General features: G+C 63.1%; 16 protein-coding genes. 12 read left to right on the plus strand and 4 right to left on the minus strand.

Going from position 1 to position 17,368, the window contains the following annotated elements:
- The first annotated feature begins 417 nt into the window (after positions 1-417).
- Positions 418-783, plus strand: coding sequence for a hypothetical protein (locus RI103_RS18610; protein ID WP_310815276.1), 366 nt, complete (start codon positions 418-420; stop codon positions 781-783).
- Between the two features lie 182 nt (positions 784-965).
- Here RI103_RS18610 and metK read toward each other — a convergent pair whose 3' ends face one another.
- A complete protein-coding gene (gene metK / locus RI103_RS18615; protein ID WP_310813365.1) occupies positions 966-2,156 on the minus strand; it encodes a methionine adenosyltransferase in 1,191 nt (396 codons plus the stop codon).
- A gap of 277 nt (positions 2,157-2,433) precedes the next feature.
- On the opposite strand from metK, the gene RI103_RS18620 reads away from it, so the two are divergent.
- The 9 genes from RI103_RS18620 to hslU all read left to right on the plus strand — a co-directional run bounded on the left by RI103_RS18620 (position 2,434) and on the right by hslU (position 12,021).
- Positions 2,434-3,318, plus strand: a complete 885-nt coding sequence (locus tag RI103_RS18620; RefSeq protein WP_310813366.1) for a lipid A biosynthesis lauroyl acyltransferase — start codon at positions 2,434-2,436, stop codon at positions 3,316-3,318.
- Between the two features lie 93 nt (positions 3,319-3,411).
- Entirely contained in the window at positions 3,412-4,299 is an 888-nt protein-coding gene (gene dapF / locus RI103_RS18625) for a diaminopimelate epimerase (RefSeq protein ID WP_310813367.1), read from the plus strand.
- Between the two features lie 57 nt (positions 4,300-4,356).
- A complete protein-coding gene (locus tag RI103_RS18630; RefSeq protein WP_310813368.1) occupies positions 4,357-5,079 on the plus strand; it encodes a DUF484 family protein in 723 nt (240 codons plus the stop codon).
- 40 nt (positions 5,080-5,119) lie between these two features.
- Positions 5,120-6,043, plus strand: coding sequence for a tyrosine recombinase XerC (xerC, locus tag RI103_RS18635; protein ID WP_310813369.1), 924 nt, complete (start codon positions 5,120-5,122; stop codon positions 6,041-6,043).
- 93 nt (positions 6,044-6,136) lie between these two features.
- Positions 6,137-7,339 carry a class I SAM-dependent rRNA methyltransferase gene (locus RI103_RS18640; protein WP_310813370.1) on the plus strand — a complete coding sequence of 401 codons (1,203 nt, stop codon included), beginning with the start codon at positions 6,137-6,139 and terminating at the stop codon, positions 7,337-7,339.
- Positions 7,340-7,530: 191 nt separating this feature from the next.
- Positions 7,531-8,619, plus strand: a complete 1,089-nt coding sequence (locus RI103_RS18645; protein ID WP_310813371.1) for a GTP-binding protein — start codon at positions 7,531-7,533, stop codon at positions 8,617-8,619.
- A 668-nt stretch (positions 8,620-9,287) separates the two neighbouring features.
- Complete coding sequence (dksA, locus tag RI103_RS18650; RefSeq protein ID WP_012431412.1) at positions 9,288-9,707, plus strand: RNA polymerase-binding protein DksA; 420 nt, start codon at positions 9,288-9,290, stop codon at positions 9,705-9,707.
- A gap of 421 nt (positions 9,708-10,128) precedes the next feature.
- A complete protein-coding gene (hslV, locus tag RI103_RS18655; protein WP_310813372.1) occupies positions 10,129-10,665 on the plus strand; it encodes an ATP-dependent protease subunit HslV in 537 nt (178 codons plus the stop codon).
- A 9-nt stretch (positions 10,666-10,674) separates the two neighbouring features.
- A complete protein-coding gene (gene hslU / locus RI103_RS18660; RefSeq protein ID WP_310813373.1) occupies positions 10,675-12,021 on the plus strand; it encodes an ATP-dependent protease ATPase subunit HslU in 1,347 nt (448 codons plus the stop codon).
- 140 nt (positions 12,022-12,161) lie between these two features.
- On the opposite strand, the gene RI103_RS18665 is transcribed toward hslU, so the two are convergent.
- A complete protein-coding gene (locus RI103_RS18665; RefSeq protein ID WP_007179684.1) occupies positions 12,162-12,704 on the minus strand; it encodes a response regulator transcription factor in 543 nt (180 codons plus the stop codon).
- On the minus strand, positions 12,701-14,011 hold the full coding sequence (locus tag RI103_RS18670) for an ATP-binding protein (protein WP_310813374.1): 1,311 nt from the start codon (positions 14,009-14,011) through the stop codon (positions 12,701-12,703). Before RI103_RS18670 ends, RI103_RS18665 begins: the two co-directional genes overlap by 4 nt.
- A gap of 125 nt (positions 14,012-14,136) precedes the next feature.
- Here RI103_RS18670 and RI103_RS18675 point away from each other — a divergent pair, with 125 nt between their 5' ends.
- Positions 14,137-15,774: a hypothetical protein gene (locus tag RI103_RS18675; protein WP_310813375.1), complete on the plus strand. Its 1,638-nt coding sequence runs from the start codon at positions 14,137-14,139 to the stop codon at positions 15,772-15,774.
- A gap of 125 nt (positions 15,775-15,899) precedes the next feature.
- Here the strand turns inward: RI103_RS18675 and RI103_RS18680 are convergent, their stop codons facing one another.
- Positions 15,900-16,118 carry a cysteine-rich CWC family protein gene (locus tag RI103_RS18680; RefSeq protein ID WP_310813376.1) on the minus strand — a complete coding sequence of 73 codons (219 nt, stop codon included), beginning with the start codon at positions 16,116-16,118 and terminating at the stop codon, positions 15,900-15,902.
- A gap of 266 nt (positions 16,119-16,384) precedes the next feature.
- On the opposite strand from RI103_RS18680, the gene argB reads away from it, so the two are divergent.
- The gene (gene argB / locus RI103_RS18685) at positions 16,385-17,284 is read left to right on the plus strand and encodes an acetylglutamate kinase (RefSeq protein WP_007179687.1); all 900 of its coding nucleotides are present in this window, start codon (positions 16,385-16,387) and stop codon (positions 17,282-17,284) included.
- Positions 17,285-17,368 lie beyond the last annotated feature (84 nt).

Here is a 17,368-nt window from a genome sequence, read left to right on the forward strand (position 1 = left end):
GGGCGCGATCGCAGGGTGTGCTGTTTCACCTGCGCGAAACCGCCGCCTTACGCACTACTTTCATGCGCCATGCTCGGTTTCGCGGCACTTCGAATGGGCAAGCACGCACGAAAAACAACCGCAAAGGGCCGGACCGCGCTGCCGCAAATCGCGATCTACCCCGTAAAAACCCGTATTTGCAGGGTAAAAACGGACTTTATGACGTCACGAATCGCGTGTAACCTGCCTGCATGTTGATTGCCACTCCCGCACTTTTGCGCCGCGTACAGGCCGCCAAGGCCGACTCCGCTGTACTCCGTGCATTTTCCCGTCGAATTCCAGGCTTTCGCGCCGTCCATCGCGGCACCGCCATTGGCACATTTGGTGCTCCACATGGCGCACACTCCGTCGCGCGACACGTTGCCTATTTCTGAAGCCATGCACACTCTCCTGAACACCCGTCTTACCCGTGCCGCACTGAAAGCGGCGCGTCCGGCGCGCCGCCATGTCGTGCGCGCGCTGCGTCATCACGCCACCCGCACACGCGCGCTGGGCGAACAATGGCGCGATGCGAAAGCCGTCGACGGCATTCGCACCTGGTTCAACACGTTCTTCTCCGCCTTGCGTCTGCAAGGCGGCTCGCGCCGTTTTTCGCTACGCACGCTGTTGCGCAAACCGACGCCGCTGCGCCTCACCGCGCCACGCGCACCGGTCGCCGTGCCGCAGAACACGAGCCGTCGCCCGCGTCGCATGTCGACGAACGGCAGCACCGGCTGGTTCGCGTTCGCGTTTGCGAGCCGTTAAGGGCGCGTACAGAACACGCCGCTTGGCCAGCGCAGTCCACGCACGACGCGCTCTGACGACGCGCAAGCACATCGCGGCCGTTGAAGCCGCCGGTCGTCCGCGCAGCAAAGCGACCGACGCAAACAAAAAACCCCGCCTGGCTCGCGCCGGCGGGGTTTTTTGCTGATACGGACAACGCGTGCTTATTCGGCCAGTGCGGCAACCGGTTCCGTGCCGGCGGCTTCGGCTAGCGCCAGCGCCTTGTCTGTGGATTCCCACGTGAATTCCGGCTCTTCACGGCCGAAGTGACCATAGGCCGCGCTCTTCTCGTAGATGGGGCGCAGCAAGTCGAGCATCTGGATGATGCCCTTCGGACGCAGGTCGAAATGCTCCTGCACCAGACGCGTGATGGTCGCATCCGACACACGGCCCGTGCCGAAAGTGTTCACCATCACCGACGTAGGCTGGGCGACGCCAATCGCGTACGACACCTGAATCAGGCAGCGCGAAGCCAGACCCGCGGCCACGATGTTCTTCGCCACATAACGGCCGGCGTAGGCCGCCGAACGGTCGACCTTGGACGGATCCTTGCCCGAGAACGCGCCGCCGCCGTGCGGTGCGGCACCGCCGTACGTATCGACGATGATCTTGCGGCCGGTCAAACCGCAGTCGCCTTGCGGACCGCCAATCACGAAACGACCCGTAGGATTCACCAGGAACTTGATGTCGCCCTTGATGAGCTCGGCCGGCAGCGTCGGCTTGATGACTTCTTCGATCACGGCTTCGCGCAGCGTGTCCAGATCGATGTCCGGCGAATGCTGCGTGGACAGCACCACGGTGTCGATCGCATGCGGTTTGCCGTCCACATAACGCACGGTAACTTGCGACTTCGCATCCGGACGCAGCCAGGGCAGGCGGCGGTCACGGCGCAGATTTGCCTGACGCTCCACCAGACGGTGCGACAGGTGGATCGGCAACGGCATCAGTTCCGGCGTTTCTTCGCAGGCGTAACCGAACATCAGGCCCTGGTCGCCGGCGCCTTGATCGAGGTTGTTGTCGTGCGCGCGGTCCACGCCCTGGGCGATGTCCGGCGATTGCTTGTCGTACGCGACGAGCACCGCGCAGCCGCGGTAGTCGATGCCGTAGTCGGTGTTGTCGTAGCCGATGCGCTTGATCGTGTTGCGCGCGACCTGGATGTAATCGACGTTCGCGGTAGTGGTGATTTCACCGGCCAGCACGACAAGACCCGTGTTGCACAGCGTTTCCGCGGCGACGCGCGAGTATTTGTCCTGAGCCAGAATGGCGTCGAGAATGGCGTCCGAAATCTGATCCGCGACTTTGTCGGGATGGCCTTCGGAGACGGATTCGGAAGTGAAGAGATAGTCGTTTGCCACGTTGCAGACTCCTGTTGTGTGGTTACGGTTGAGTTTCACGTAGCCAGCTTCGGGAGCCTTGAAGCGGCGACGCTTTAGCGGATTACCTTACCAGGAGGCGCAAATCACATGGTTTGCAGCCACCGGCTTCGCCCCGCAAGTTGTCTATTAACTCGGCGAAGCCCTTATTATAGCGACTTCTTATGATTGTCACAGAGTGTCCAAGCGTGGGGTATTACGTCAACTTTTCCGCTTTCCTGATTTGCGTCATGCGCCGCAACTCTGTTCAGGAGGCGGCATGCTGAGCCGCTATGGCGCGAAACTCGCGATCGGGCTGCTGAAACTGTTTGCATTGTTGCCTTATGGTCTCATCGCCCGCCTCGGCGATGGACTCGGCTGGTTGCTGTATCAGATCCCGAGCCGGCGCAAACGCATCGTCCATATCAACCTGAAGCTGTGCTTCCCGGAATGGAACGACGAGCGCCGTGAAGACGTCGCGCAGAAGCATTTCCGCCACGCGATCCGCAGCTACCTCGAACGCAGCGTGCAGTGGTTCGGCTCGGCGAAGAAGCTCGAAAAGCTGATCCAGCTCGACAGCGCGATCGATCTGACTGACCCGAACTTGCCGCCCACGCTGTTTCTCGGCTTTCACTTCGTCGGTATCGAGGCCGGCTCGATCTTCCTGAACTATTCGCTCAAGCGCCAATGCGGTTCGCTCTATCAGCCGATGTCGAATCCCGAACTGGAAGAAGTCGCGAAAGCCGCGCGCGCGCGTTTCGGCGCGGACATGGCGAGCCGCGCCGACAGCGCGCGCATCGTGCTGCGCTGGCTGCGCGACCGCAAGCCGGTCATGCTCGGCGCCGACATGGACTACGGCGCGCGCAACTCCACCTTCGTGCCGTTCTTCGGCGTGCCGACCTGCACGCTGACCGCGGTGGGGCGTCTGGCCAAGGTCGGCCACGCGCAGGTGGTGCCGTTCATCGGCGAGGTGCTGCCGAACTACAAAGGCTACCGCCTCAAGGTGTTCAAGCCGTGGGAGAACTACCCGACCGGCGACGACGACGCGGACGCCCGTCGCATGAATGCCTTCCTGGAAGAGCAGATTCCGTCGATGCCCGAGCAGTACTACTGGGTGCACAAGCGCTTCAAGACCCGGCCACCGGGTCAACCGAGCGTGTATTGAACGGCCGCCTTCGCGGTGTGTGAAGAAAGCGCCCGAACACGGAAAAAACGCGGCGTTCGGCTCACCCGCTGGCTCGTCACTTACAATAGCGTGATGAAACTGAAATTCACCAAAATGCACGGCGCGGGCAACGACTTCGTCGTGCTCGACGGCTACACCCAACCGGTCAACCTGACGCCGGCGCAGGTGCGCGCGCTCGCGGACCGGCATTTCGGCGTCGGCGCCGACCAGTTGCTGCTGGTCGAAAAGCCCACAGTGGCGGGCGTCGATTTCAGATACCGCATCTTCAATTGCGACGGCGGCGAGGTCGAGCATTGTGGTAACGGCGCACGCTGCTTCGTCAAGTTCGTGCGCGACAACCGCCTCACCGACCAACGCAGCGTGCGCGTGCAGGTGCAAAAGGGCACCATCACGCTGACCATGCAGGAGAACGGCGAAGTGCTGGTCGATATGGGCACGCCCGTGTTCGATCCGCAACGCGTGCCGTTCGCCACCAAAGGCCTGGAAGGCCGCCGCGAGGGCGCGGACACGCTCTGGCCGCTCGATGTAAACGGTACGACGCGCTGGATTTCGGTGGTGTCGATGGGCAATCCACACGCTGTGCAAGTGGTCGACGACGTCGAAGCATTCCCGGTGCTGGTCGAAGGCCCGGTGATCGAACGTCATGCGCGCTTTCCGCAGCGGGTGAACGCGGGCTTCATGCAGATCGTCGGCCGCAGTGAGGTCAAACTGCGCGTGTACGAACGCGGCGCGGGCGAAACGCTGGCGTGCGGCACGGGCGCCTGCGCGGCCGTCGCGGCCGGCATCCGGCGCGGACTGCTGGACGCACCGGTGCTCGTGCATACTCACGGCGGCAAACTGACGATCACATGGGACAGCACGCAAGAAGGCGAGCCGCTCTTGATGGCCGGGCCCGCCGCGACCGTCTTCGAAGGCGAAATCGAACTGCCCGACTTATTAGCCGATTCACAGGCCGCTTAAACTCATTGACCGATGCGCCGCCCCAAGGCGGCGTCCCGAAGTCCTCTAGCCGAAACCATGAACGATCGCGAAGTCGCCGAATATCTGCTCGCCAACCCCGATTTTTTCGCCGAACACGCGGAAATGCTCGCGACGATCCGCCTCGCGAATCCGCATGGCAAAGCCGCGGTGTCGCTGCAGGAACGGCAGATGGAAATGCTGCGTGACAAGAACAAGCACCTCGAACGCCGCCTCGCCGAACTCCTGCGCTACGGCCACGAGAACGACAGCATCGCGTCGAAATTCAACCGCTGGACCATTCGTGTGATGGCCGAGCGCGATCCGTATGCGCTGCCTCGCACGATCGCCACCGGTTTGCGCGACATTTTCGACGTGCCGCAAGCCGCGCTGCGCGTATGGGATGTGGCCGAGCCGTATGCTCAGGCCGACTTCGCGCGCCATGTCGGCGAGGAAGTGCGCATCTTCGCCAACAGCCTGGCCACGCCGTACTGCGGCGCGAATACCGGCTTCGAAGCGGCGCAGTGGCTGGCGCCGTCGGTGGCCGCCGTGAGCGACGAGAGCACAGCCGGCCACGCGGCGTCCGAGTCGGCGCACGCCACCGAATCGATCGCCCTGCTCGCGCTGCGCGACCCCGAGGGTAAGGAAGAAGCGCCGACCTTCGGCCTGTTGGTGATGGGCTCCGCCGACGCGCGCCGCTTCCACGACGGCATGGCGACCGACTTCCTGACGCAGATCGGCGCGCTGGCTAGCGCCGCCCTGAGCCGTCTGCTGCCGCGCTGAGCCACGTTCAGCTCCGCGCCAGCCGCCCAACAAGCCCACCGTGACCGCCGCCGATCCGATCGCTGCCTATCTGTCGAATCTCGAACATGAGCGGCGGCTGTCGGCCCATACGCTGCGCGGCTACACCCACGAACTCGGCGAACTCAAGCAGTTGGCCAAAGGCCGGCCGCTCGAAAGCCTGACCGCCGTGGACATTCGCGGCGCCGTTTCGCGGGCGCACGCGGGCGGCCTGACGGCGCGCTCGATCAGCCACCGGCTGTCGGCGTGGCGCGCCTTTTACCGCTGGCTTGCCGGCCGCGTCGATCTGCCGGCCAATCCGGTCGCGACCGTGCGCGCGCCGAAGCAGCCCAAAACGCTGCCCAAAGCGCTTTCCGTCGACGACGCCGCCCGTCTGATGGAAAGTCCGCCTGCCGCATCGCCCGAAGGTTTGCGCGATCACGCCATGCTCGAACTGTTTTACTCGTCGGGCCTGCGGCTCGCGGAACTGGTCGGCCTCGACGCCCGTTTCGCCGATGCCGACGGCTACCGCTCGGCCGGCTGGCTGAGGCTCGATTCCGCCGAGGTCGAAGTGCTGGGCAAGGGCAACCGGCGCCGCGTCGTGCCGGTCGGCAGCAAGGCCTTGCAGGCCTTGAGCGCTTGGCTCGCCGTGCGCGACCAGATGGTGAAGCACGATCCGCATCCGCTCTTCCTGTCGGTGCGCGGCAATCGCCTGTCGCCGAACGCCGTGCGCGAGCGCGTGAAGCGCGTGGCGCTGAGCGCCGGCATTCCGGCCAACGTGCATCCGCACGTATTGCGGCATTCGTTCGCCACGCACGTGCTGCAGTCGAGCGGCGATCTGCGCGCCGTTCAGGAACTGCTCGGCCACGCCAGCATCACCGCGACCCAGGTGTACACCGCGCTCGATTTCCAGCATCTCGCGCACGTCTACGATCAGGCGCATCCGCGCGCCAAAAAACGCGACTGACTCCGCGGCTCGATTCGCGGCGTGCGGTCTGCGCCTTCGCTTCACCTGCCGCGTGCGCTGAGTCGCGCGGCCCATTGCTCTGCTAATACCCTGATGAATACCGTTACGCTCAAACCGTCGAAAGAAAAGTCGCTGCTGCGCCGCCATCCGTGGGTCTATGCCAACGCGATCGACCGGATCGACGGCAATCCCGCGCCCGGCGCCACCGTGCTGGTGCGCGCGCACGACGGCCGTTTTCTCGCGCGCGCGGCCTATAGCCCGCATTCGCAGATCCGCGCCCGCGTGTGGAGCTTCGACGAAACCGAACCGATCGATCATGCTTTCTTCAAGCGCCGCGTGCAGCGCGCGCTCGCGCACCGTCAAACGATGGTTCATGACACCGGCGCGATGCGGCTGATTTTCGGCGAAGCGGATGGCCTGCCGGGCTTGATCGTCGATCACTACGTCGCCGAGGACGAAGGCCAGCGCAGCCAGCTGGTCTGCCAGTTCATGGCCGCGGGCGTCGAGGCGTGGAAGGAAGCGATCGTCGCGGCGCTGACAGGCGCGACTGGTTGCCGGAATGTCTACGAACGCTCGGATGTGTCGATTCGTCAGAAGGAAGGACTCGAGCAGATTACCGGCGTGCTGGCGGGCGAAGCGCCGTCGGAAGCGCTGATCGCGAGCGAAAACGGCGTGCGGTATCACGTCGACGTGCGCAATGGCCACAAGACCGGCTTTTATGTCGACCAGCGCGACAACCGCCTGCTGGTGCAACAGCTCGCGCAGGATCGCGAGGTGCTGAACTGCTTCTGCTACACCGGCGGGTTCTCGCTGGCGGCATTGAAAGGCGGCGCCAAACGGGTGGTGTCGATCGATTCGTCGGGTGATGCGCTCGCGATCGCCCAGCAGAACGTGGCGGCCAACGGCTTCGACGCCGAACGCGCCACCTGGCTCGACGCCGACGCGTTCAAAACGCTGCGCCGCCTTTACGACGACGGCGAGCGCTTCGATCTGATCGTGCTCGATCCGCCGAAATTCGCGCCGTCGCGTGAACACGTGGACCGCGCGTCGCGCGCCTACAAGGACATCAATCTGACCGGCCTGAAGCTGCTGCGCCCGGGCGGCCTGCTTTTCACCTATTCGTGCTCCGGCGCGATCGACGCCGAACTGTTCCAGAAGATCGTGTCCGGCGCGGCCGCCGACGCGCGCGTGGACGCCCGGATTCTCAAGCGGCTCGGCGCAGGGGTGGATCATCCGCTGCTCACCGCGTTTCCGGAAGGCGAATACCTGAAGGGCCTGCTGTTGCAAATCGCCTGATCGCCCATAGTTTCAGGAATATTTCCGGTGCCGCGGGCAGGGGCGAAAGCGGGCTTGAAACCCCGTTCGCCAGCACCGGCTTGACAGATATGTTTCAATAACCGGCTAGACAGGGCTGCGCGCCATCAGGCTGCCGCGCCCCGCCTAAGCTTTCGATTACGCACCGTTTCACGACCATACAGGCGACCCACATGATCCCAGTCACCATCCTGACCGGCTTTCTCGGCAGCGGCAAAACCACCCTGCTCAAGCGCATCCTGAATGAGAAGCACGGCATGAAAATCGCCGTGATCGAAAACGAGTTCGGCGAAGAGAACATCGACAACGAAATCCTCGTGCAGGACACGGGCGAGCAGATCATCCAGATGAGCAACGGCTGCATCTGCTGCACCATTCGCGGTGACCTGTCGCGCGTGCTGGGCGATCTGGCGGCGCAGAAGCAGTCCGGCAAACTGGATTTCGACCGCGTCGTGATCGAAACGACCGGCCTCGCCAACCCGGGTCCGGTTGCGCAGACGTTCTTCATGGACGACCAGATCGCCAACGAATTCCTGCTGGACGCGATCATCACGCTGGTCGACGCCAAGCACGCGAACCAGCAACTGGACGAGCACGAAGTCGTGCAGCGCCAGGTCGGGTTCGCTGACCGCCTGTTCATCACCAAGTCCGACCTGGTCGATGAAAAGCACGTGGCCGATCTGCGCCACCGTCTGCTGCACATGAACCCGCGGGCGGCAATCAAAGTCGTCAATTTCGGCGAAGCGGACATCAAGGAAATCTTCGACCTGCGCGGCTTCAACCTGAATTCGAAGCTCGAGATCGATCCGGATTTCCTCGTCGAAGACGACCATGCGCACAACCATGCTCACGCGCATGACGAGCACGGCCATACCCACGACGATCACGCCAACTGCGATCACGACCACGGTCAGTGCGATCACGAAGGCCACGATCACGCGCACCACCACCATGCGCACCACGACGACAAGATCAAGTCGTTCGTCTACCGTAACGACCGTCCGTTCGATCCGAACAAGCTCGAAGATTTTCTCGGCGGCATTCTGCAGATTTACGGCGAACGCCTGCTGCGCTATAAGGGCGTGCTGTATATGAAGGGCGTCGACCGCAAAGTCGTATTTCAGGGCGTGCACCAGATGATGGGCAGCGATCTGGCCGCGAAATGGCAACCGATCGAGAAAAAGACCAACAAGATGGTGTTTATCGGCATCGAACTGCCGCAAGACCTGATCACCGACGGTCTGGACGCCTGCCTGGCCTAAGTCCGCCAGCGCCGGCCTGTCCGGGCTTGTCATTCATTCGGAGCGCCGGCAGTACGGCACGCGCCGTGCTGCTGCGCCTCCAATGCCCGTGTGCTCCACGCGCGCCGAGTCAATCATCTGCTGAATATGCGCGGCGGTAGCCGAAAGCTCACTGAAAAGTCGCGCGTATGAAAAGCGCGTGAAAACCCTGCTGTATTAATGCGTGCACGACCATCGCTTTTTGGTCGTTCGCGCGTTATATTTTCGGGATATCGGGGCGTCGCACGGGGATTTTCACCAGTTGCGGTGCTGGATTGTGATTCAGTTACAATACGTGCCCACTGGAGAATGACAATGAATTGCCCGGTCAGCGCGTATCCCGCGCCGGGCCTGAAACGGCGCCGGAAAATCTTATCCGGACAATACGCCGACAATGCCGGCTAGCACCGCTGAAGGGCGCGCTGCCGGCAAGCAATGCCTCAGGAGCATTTGAGAATCGGTTTCCAGAGGAGTTCGGCCCCGCATTGGCGTCGCGACGCCCGGCGTGTGGGCGCCAGGCGCTTCGGCGTCACGACAGTCCACCGTCCGTGCCCGCCTTGGCGCTCTGCGTCCTCAAGGCGCCTTTGCGGGCAATACGAAAGTGCGGGCACTATGTAAGAGTTTTGCCTCACATTGAAGAAGTAAGCCAGATGACGACGAAACGACTCTTGACCGAAGCCGAAATCCTGAAGATGAGCGACAAGGATTACATGAATGAGGATCAGCTCGCCTTCTTCAAGAACAAGCTCGAACAGCTGCAAGCGGACATTCTCCGCAATGCCGGCCAAACGACCGAGAACCTGCGCGAAACGGTGATCGTGCCGGATCCGGCCGACCGTGCAACGATCGAGGAAGAGCATGCGCTCGAACTGCGCACGCGCGACCGCGAGCGCAAGCTGCTGAAGAAGGTTCAGCAATCGATCGCGCGCATCGATTCGGGCGACTACGGCTGGTGCGAGGAAACCGGTGAGCCGATCGGCATTCCGCGTCTGCTCGCACGGCCCACGGCCACCCTGTCGCTCGAAGCGCAGGAGCGCCGTGAACTGCGCCAGAAGCTGTTCGGCGACTGAACGCTTGCGGCGCGGCTTCGGCTCCGCGCCCTGAAACGCTGCTTCGTCGAGAGGCGCACGGTGAGCCGTGCGCCTTTTTCTTTTGTGTGATGCTTTTTTGGGCGTTGCTTTGACGATGTTTTTACGCGGCTGCAGGCAGACATCCTTTGCGGCTCCTTTTCCGCTTCTCCGCCGTGTACGCGAGCCGACTCGCGCGTTCCATGCACCGCGTCCGCTCCCGCACCAAATCGCGTGTTTTTTGTCTTATGCCATTTGCCGGCTCTTGATATGACCGCGCACGCCCTAAAATAAATCGGACATGCGCTGCACGAGCGCGCGCCGGCCGGTTCAATTGTTAGCGTCGCGCGCCGTCCGCTTTCAGGATTCATGCGGTGGCGCACTGCGCTGCCGCGTCCTACCCGTTTTGCAAAGAGGAACGCATATGGAGCAATTTCACGGCACGACGATCGTCTCCGTGCGCCGCGGCGACAAGGTCGCGCTCGGCGGCGACGGCCAGGTGACGCTGGGCAACATCGTCATGAAAGGCGGTGCGAAGAAAGTCCGGCGCATCTATAACGGCAAGGTGCTGGTCGGCTTCGCTGGCGGCACGGCCGACGCCTTCTCGCTGCTCGACCGCTTCGAAGCGAAGCTGGAAAAACATCAGGGCAACCTCACGCGCTCCGCCGTCGAACTCGCCAAAGACTGGCGCACCGACCGCATGCTGCGCCGTCTCGAAGCCATGCTGATCGCCGCGGACGCCACCACCACGCTGGTCATCACCGGCAACGGCGACGTGCTCGATCCGGAAGGCGGCATCTGCGCGATCGGTTCCGGCGGCGCGTATGCGCAAGCCGCCGCGAAAGCGCTCGCCGACAACACTGAGCTGTCGCCCCGTGAAATCGTGGAGAAGTCGCTGGAGATTGCCGGCGACATGTGCATCTACACGAACCATAACCGCGTTATCGAGACGATCGAGTAAGGACCCACGATGAGCACCATGACCCCTGCCGAGATCGTCTCCGAACTCGACAAACACATCATCGGCCAAGGCCGCGCAAAGAAAGCGGTGGCCGTGGCGCTGCGCAATCGCTGGCGCCGTCAACAGGTTGAAGATCCGTTGCGTCAGGAAATCACGCCGAAGAACATCCTGATGATCGGACCGACCGGCGTCGGCAAGACCGAAATCGCGCGGCGTCTGGCGAAACTGGCCGACGCGCCGTTCATCAAGATCGAAGCGACCAAGTTCACCGAAGTCGGCTATGTGGGCCGTGACGTTGACAGCATCGTGCGCGACCTGATCGAAATTTCGGTCAAGCAGACGCGCGAAACGGAAATGCGCAAAGTGCGAACCAAGGCGGAAGATCAGGCCGAAGACCGCATCCTCGATATTCTGCTGCCGAGCGCGCGTCCGGTCGGATTCGGCGCGAGTTCGAGCACCGCGGATACCGTCGACGAAGGCGGCACCACCCGTCAGACATTCCGCAAGCGGCTGCGCGAAGGTCTGCTCGACGACAAGGAAATCGAGCTCGATGTGGAACAGCCGCAAGTCGGCATGGACATCATGGGGCCGCCAGGCATGGAAGACATGACCGAGCAGATCCGGTCGATGTTCGCGAACATCGGCGGCGGCAAGAAAACGCGCCGCAAGATGAAGGTGAAGGAAGCGCTCAAGGTCCTCACCGACGAAGAAGCCGGCAAGATGCTGAACGACGAAGAGGTGAAAACCAAGGCCGTGCAGAACGTCGAGCAGAACGGCATTGTTTTTCTCGACGAGATCGACAAGATCGCCTCGCGCAACGAAGCAGGCGGCGGCGAAGTCTCACGTCAGGGCGTGCAGCGCGATCTGTTGCCGTTGGTGGAAGGCACCACGATCAACACCAAATACGGCATGGTGAAGACCGATCACATTCTCTTCATTGCGAGCGGCGCATTCCATCTGGCCAAGCCGAGCGATCTGATTCCGGAACTGCAAGGCCGCTTTCCGATTCGCGTCGAACTGGATTCGCTGTCGGTGAAGGACTTCGAATCGATCCTGGTGTCCACGGACGCGAGCCTCGTCAAGCAATACCAGGCACTGCTCGCCACTGAAGACGTGCACCTCGAATTCGCCGACGACGGCATTCGCCGCCTCGCCGAGATCGCGTATTCGGTGAACGAGAAAACCGAGAACATCGGCGCACGCCGCCTCTACACGGTGATCGAAAAGCTGCTCGAGGAAGTCTCGTTCGCGGCCGGCAATCATTCGGGCCGGACGGTGCAGATCGACGCGACCTATGTCGATCGCGCGCTGAACGAAGTGGCCGAAGATGAGGATCTGTCGCGCTACGTGCTGTGATGTCGATGCTGAGATTGCCTCAAGCCGTTGTGTTCCTTGCTTGAGGTAGATCAGATGTGAGGCATACAAAAAACGGGCTGCCCTTCGATAAGGCAGCCCGTTTTCATTTGCCTACGGCGAGCGGAGTTGAAACTCCGCGCCTACTGCTTGACCGGCCGCTTCGCCAGCTTGCGCTGCAGCGTGCGCCGGTGCATGTTCAACGCGCGCGCGGTAGCCGAGATATTGCCGCCGTGCTCGGCGAGCACGCGCTGAATATGCTCCCACTCCAGACGCGCAACCGACAACGGCGTGGGATGCTCGATCGCCTCTTCGGCTTGTAACGCGCTCGCCTCACTTTGCAGCGCCGACAGAATCGTCTCGACGTTGGCAGGTTTCGCCAGATAGTTATCGGCGCCGTCTTTCACCGCCTGCACCGCGGTGGCGATGCTCGCATAGCCGGTGAGCACCAGCATGCGCGCGTCGGGCTGCAAGTCGCGCAAAGGCGCAACGAGCGTGAGGCCGGAGTCATTGCCGAGATGCAGGTCCACCGTAATCTGGCTGAACTTCTGCTGATTCGCCAGCTTGATCGCCTCATCCGCGTTGTGCGCTTCGCTCACCGTGTAACCGCGCCGGGTGAGGCCGCGGGCGAGGATGCCGGAGAACACCTCATCGTCGTCGATCACCAGAAAATTCATTTCACTCATGCCTGTTTCTCCGTGTTGGATGGCGCGGCGCCTTGACGGCCCGCGCCAGAAAATTTGCGCCCGGCGAGCGGCAGTTTCAGGACCGCACGCGTGCCACGCGGCTTGATCGTGCTGACATCGGTCAGTTCGATCGATCCCTTGAGACGCGCGGCCGCCGAAAAAGCCAGATAGAGGCCCACGCCATGCCCACCTTGCGTACTCTCGACCGGCATCGCTCCGAGCGAACCGCGCAATGTAGCCGGAATGCCCGGGCCTGCATCGCATACCTCGAATACGATCTGGTCGCCGCGCGCCGCCAGCGTGCAGGCCAGCGTCACGTGATCGCGGCTTGCACGCGCCGCGTTGTCGAGCAAAATCGTGAGAATCTGGCTCACGGCCACCGTATCGTCAAGACCGACATCCGCGGGAGGCACGCCGACCCGCTCGAACTTCACATGCGGATGACGCAGGCGCCACTGCTCGCCGAACGATTCAAGCCACTCGCCGACCGGTTGCCGGTGGGTGTTCGTCGACGCCCGGCTGCGTAAGCGCGCAAGCGCCGACGTACACAAACTCATTTGCTGTTCGAGCAACTCGAGATCGGCGCTGTAAGGCGCAAGTCCCTTATCGGAACGCGCCGCATCTCGTAATTCTTCGGACAACATTGCAATTGTAGACAACGGCGTGCCGATTTCGTGCGCGACGGTGGCGGCCTGCACACCGAGCGCGACCGCGCGTTCGTCGTGAAGCAAGCGCTGCTGCGCGTCGCCGAGCGCTGCGTCACGTAGCCGCAGCGCTCGCGACATGCGCGCGACGAACCATGCAATGAGGCCGACGCTAACCATGAAGTTCACCCACATGCCCGCTCGGTAGTAGTCGAACAGGTTGGCGGGATTGTCAAGATTCAGCGGCACGGAGTCGAAACCGAGGACCGCGTAGCAGGCCACGGCGAACGCCGCGAGCCACGCCATCAGAGACCACGGCAGCACGGCCGCGGCAATAGCGAGCGATGGCAGGTAGAGCGAAACAAATGGATTGGTCGTGCCGCCAGAGAGAAACAGCAGCGCGGACAACGCACCCAGATCGACCCAGATCTGGCCGAACAATTCCATGTTGGATTCGGGCCGCTGCTGCGAGACGCGCCACCACGTGATTCCGTTGAAGATCACTTCGAGCGCGATCACGAGCAGCATGGCGGGCAGCGGCAAATGCACGCCGACGAAGATCTGCACGAACGCAATCGTCATCAACTGGCCGATGATCGCGAGACTGCGCAGCCAGAACAGATGTCCGAGATTGACGCGGCCGGTGTTGGTTATACGATGCATGACTTGAGTTTACCTGTTCGGACTCGTCCGACTTACCTCGCGGCCTTGCGCCGGTAACATGGAAATTTTGCGATAGCGCCGCACGGACGATCTGTTCTTCGGCTCCTCCGTCGCGCAACCCATCCATGCTACCTACTTCCGATAGCGAGGCCGACGCCTCCTCAGCTTTCCTGACCGTTCTGCGACAAGCCGCCGCAGCGCGGCAAACCGGCATCGCGCAAGCCGAAGCCGACTGCCTCGCTGCCGCGGCGCGAATCCATTCACTCGACGGCGCGTCGCTCGACTCGCTCACGGCTACGCTGCTCGAACAACACCGCTCCGGCGACGCAATCGAACTCGCCGCCATTATTGCCCAACTCGATCCCCGCAACGCGCTTGCGCACTTTCGTTTGGGCTACGCGCTGCAGATGGCGAACCGGCATCACGAGGCCATCGCCCCGTACCGTCACACCCTCGCAATCGATCCTCGATTGCCGCGCCTGCGCAGCAATCTCGCCGCTGCACTGATGCTCACCGGCGGCGACCTGAACGAACAGATCGCGCTGCTGGAAAGCGCCGTCCGGGATGCCCCCGACGAGGGCAACGGCTGGACCAATCTCACGCACGCCTACCGCACGAACATGGATCTGCCGCGAGCGCTCGAAGCCGGCGCAAATGCCGTGCAACGCGCGCCGCATAGCCCGCTGGCGCACAACAACTATGCGCTGACGCTGCGTGAGGCGCAACGCTGGGACGACGCGGCGCAAGCCGCCCAAACCGCTTGCGCGCTGGCCCCCAACAATGCCACCATGCGCTCCAATCTCTCCATGCTGCAACTCCTGCGCGCCGATTACGCGCATGGCTGGGCATCGCACGAGGCGCGCTGGGACGGCTCTTCGGAACTGGGCGGCAACCGTCCGGCGATGCCGGCACCGCTTTGGCATGGCGAACCGCTCGCCGGCAAAACGCTGCTCGCGTGGGGCGAGCAAGGCATGGGCGACCTGTTGCAGTTCTGCCGCTATGTCCCGATGCTGGCCGAACGCGTGCATCGCGAGGGTGGCCGTCTCATCTGGAATTCGTTCCCGCAGATGGGCGCACTGCTCGCGCGCAGCCTGGGCGGTCATGCGGACGAGTTTTCAGCCGGCGGCGGCGTCGAATCGCTACCGGCGTTCGACTACGAGATTCCGCTGCTGAGCCTGCCGTTGATTTTCGACACACGCGAAGCAACTATTCCGGCAGCGCCCTATTTGCGGGCAGATCAGGCATCCACCGCCGCATGGCAAAAGCGGTTTGCCGGCGAAGCGAGGCTCAAAGTTGGGCTGACATGGACCGGCAGCCATGGTCATCAACGCAATCCGTTCCGGCGTGTCGGTTGGGAGCGCTATGCGGCTCACTTCGGTGGCATGCAGGACGTGGCGTTCTATTCATTGCAGCCGGGCGCCGGCGCGGATGTGGCGGCGGCACGCGCAGCCGGCCTGCCGATGACCGACTACACCGCCGAATTCGCGAGCTTCGACGACACCGCCGCGTTCATGAGCGCGCTCGATCTGGTCATCACGGTTTGCACCTCGGCGGCGCATCTGAGCGGCGCGCTCGGCCAGCGCACCTGGGTGCTGCTCGACGTCAACCCCCACTGGGTCTGGCTGCTCGACCGTAGCGACAGCCCGTGGTATTCGAGCGCCACGTTGTATCGGCAGCCGCAATTCGGTCAATGGGAGCCGGCGCTGGAAGCCGTCGCGCGTGACCTGAGCGCGCTTGCGGCCCAGCACCGCCGCGCGGCCTAACTCGGCGGTACTGTCGGAAGCCAAGCGCTTTCGTAGGCCGGCGGCACTTTTGGAAGCCTGCGGCGCTTTCCCGATCCGGCGACTCTTGCCTCAGACGGTTCCACTCCCAGCGGCTTCAGCGCCAATCACGCGCCGCCAGACCGCCCCTGAGCCGCCAGCGCAATCTCCCCGACAAGACATTCAGGGCACAAACAGCGCCCGGCCGGGTCGAGCCGGTCCGCCGGCATTGGCGGCATTTCGCGGCACCAGCAGTCGAATGGCTGCCCATGCATGGCGCAATCGAACGCATTGCCGCAGCGCGGGCAGCGCGCACTGCTTTCGGAGCGGGAAACAGACGGTTTCATGACGGGCCGGATAGCCTCGCTTCAGCCGGGATCAGGAAATGATGCCACGACTGGCGAGGCCCCGTGAGTCGTCCGTTCGGCTAGTTCACGGGCGCCTCCAAAGCGCGGTACGCTTCGTCGTCCGGCTGGCGTCCGCCGCATGTCATTGCGCAGCGCGCAAACCCGCTGGCGCCCACCGCCCGCGCAACTATCGAAAACCCTGCTGCAGCGCGCCAGTCCTGTACAATTCGCCCTGTTTTAACTGTTCCGTGCCTGAGCCTGCCGCCATGTCCGAGCTTCCCGACCTTTCGCAGATCGCGCCCACCCTGAAGGCTGAAATCCTGGCCGAGGCGCTGCCCTACATTCGTCAGTATCACGGTAAAACCGTGGTCATCAAATACGGCGGCAACGCCATGACCGAAGAGCGGCTCAAGCAAGGCTTCGCGCGCGACGTGATCCTGCTCAAGCTGGTCGGCATCAATCCGGTTATCGTGCACGGCGGCGGTCCGCAAATCGACCAGGCGCTGAAGAAGATCGGCAAACAGGGCACGTTCATCCAGGGCATGCGCGTCACCGACGAAGAGACGATGGAAGTCGTCGAATGGGTGCTCGGCGGTGAAGTGCAGCAGGACATCGTCACGCTGATCAACCACTTCGGCGGCCACGCGGTCGGCCTGACGGGCAAGGACGGCGGCCTGATCCACGCGCGCAAGATGCTGATGCCGGATCGCGACAATCCGGGCCAGTACGTCGATATCGGGCAGGTGGGTGAAGTCGAGGCGATCAATCCGGCGGTCGTGAAAGCGCTGCAGGACGACGCGTTCATTCCGGTGATCTCGCCGATCGGTTTCGGCGAAGACGGCCTCTCGTACAACATCAACGCGGATCTGGTCGCGGGCAAGCTGGCGGTCGTGCTGAACGCCGAAAAGCTCGTAATGATGACCAACATCCCCGGCGTCATGGATAAGGAAGGCAATCTGCTGACCGATCTGTCGGCGCGCGAAATCGACGGTCTGTTCGCCGACGGCACGATCTCCGGCGGCATGCTGCCGAAAATCTCGTCGGCGCTGGACGCGGCCAAGAGCGGCGTGCGGTCGGTGCACATCATCGACGGCCGTATCGAGCACTCGGTGCTGCTGGAAATTCTCACCGAACAGCCGTTCGGCACGATGATCCGCTCGCATTGAGTCCTGCATCAAACCCGGCACACGCGGCGCGTCAGCATGGCGTCGCCCGTGTGCCGCGCTGTTGCGCTGGCCGGTCGTACGGCA

This window comes from Paraburkholderia sp. FT54 (assembly GCF_031585635.1).
Taxonomy (GTDB): domain Bacteria; phylum Pseudomonadota; class Gammaproteobacteria; order Burkholderiales; family Burkholderiaceae; genus Paraburkholderia.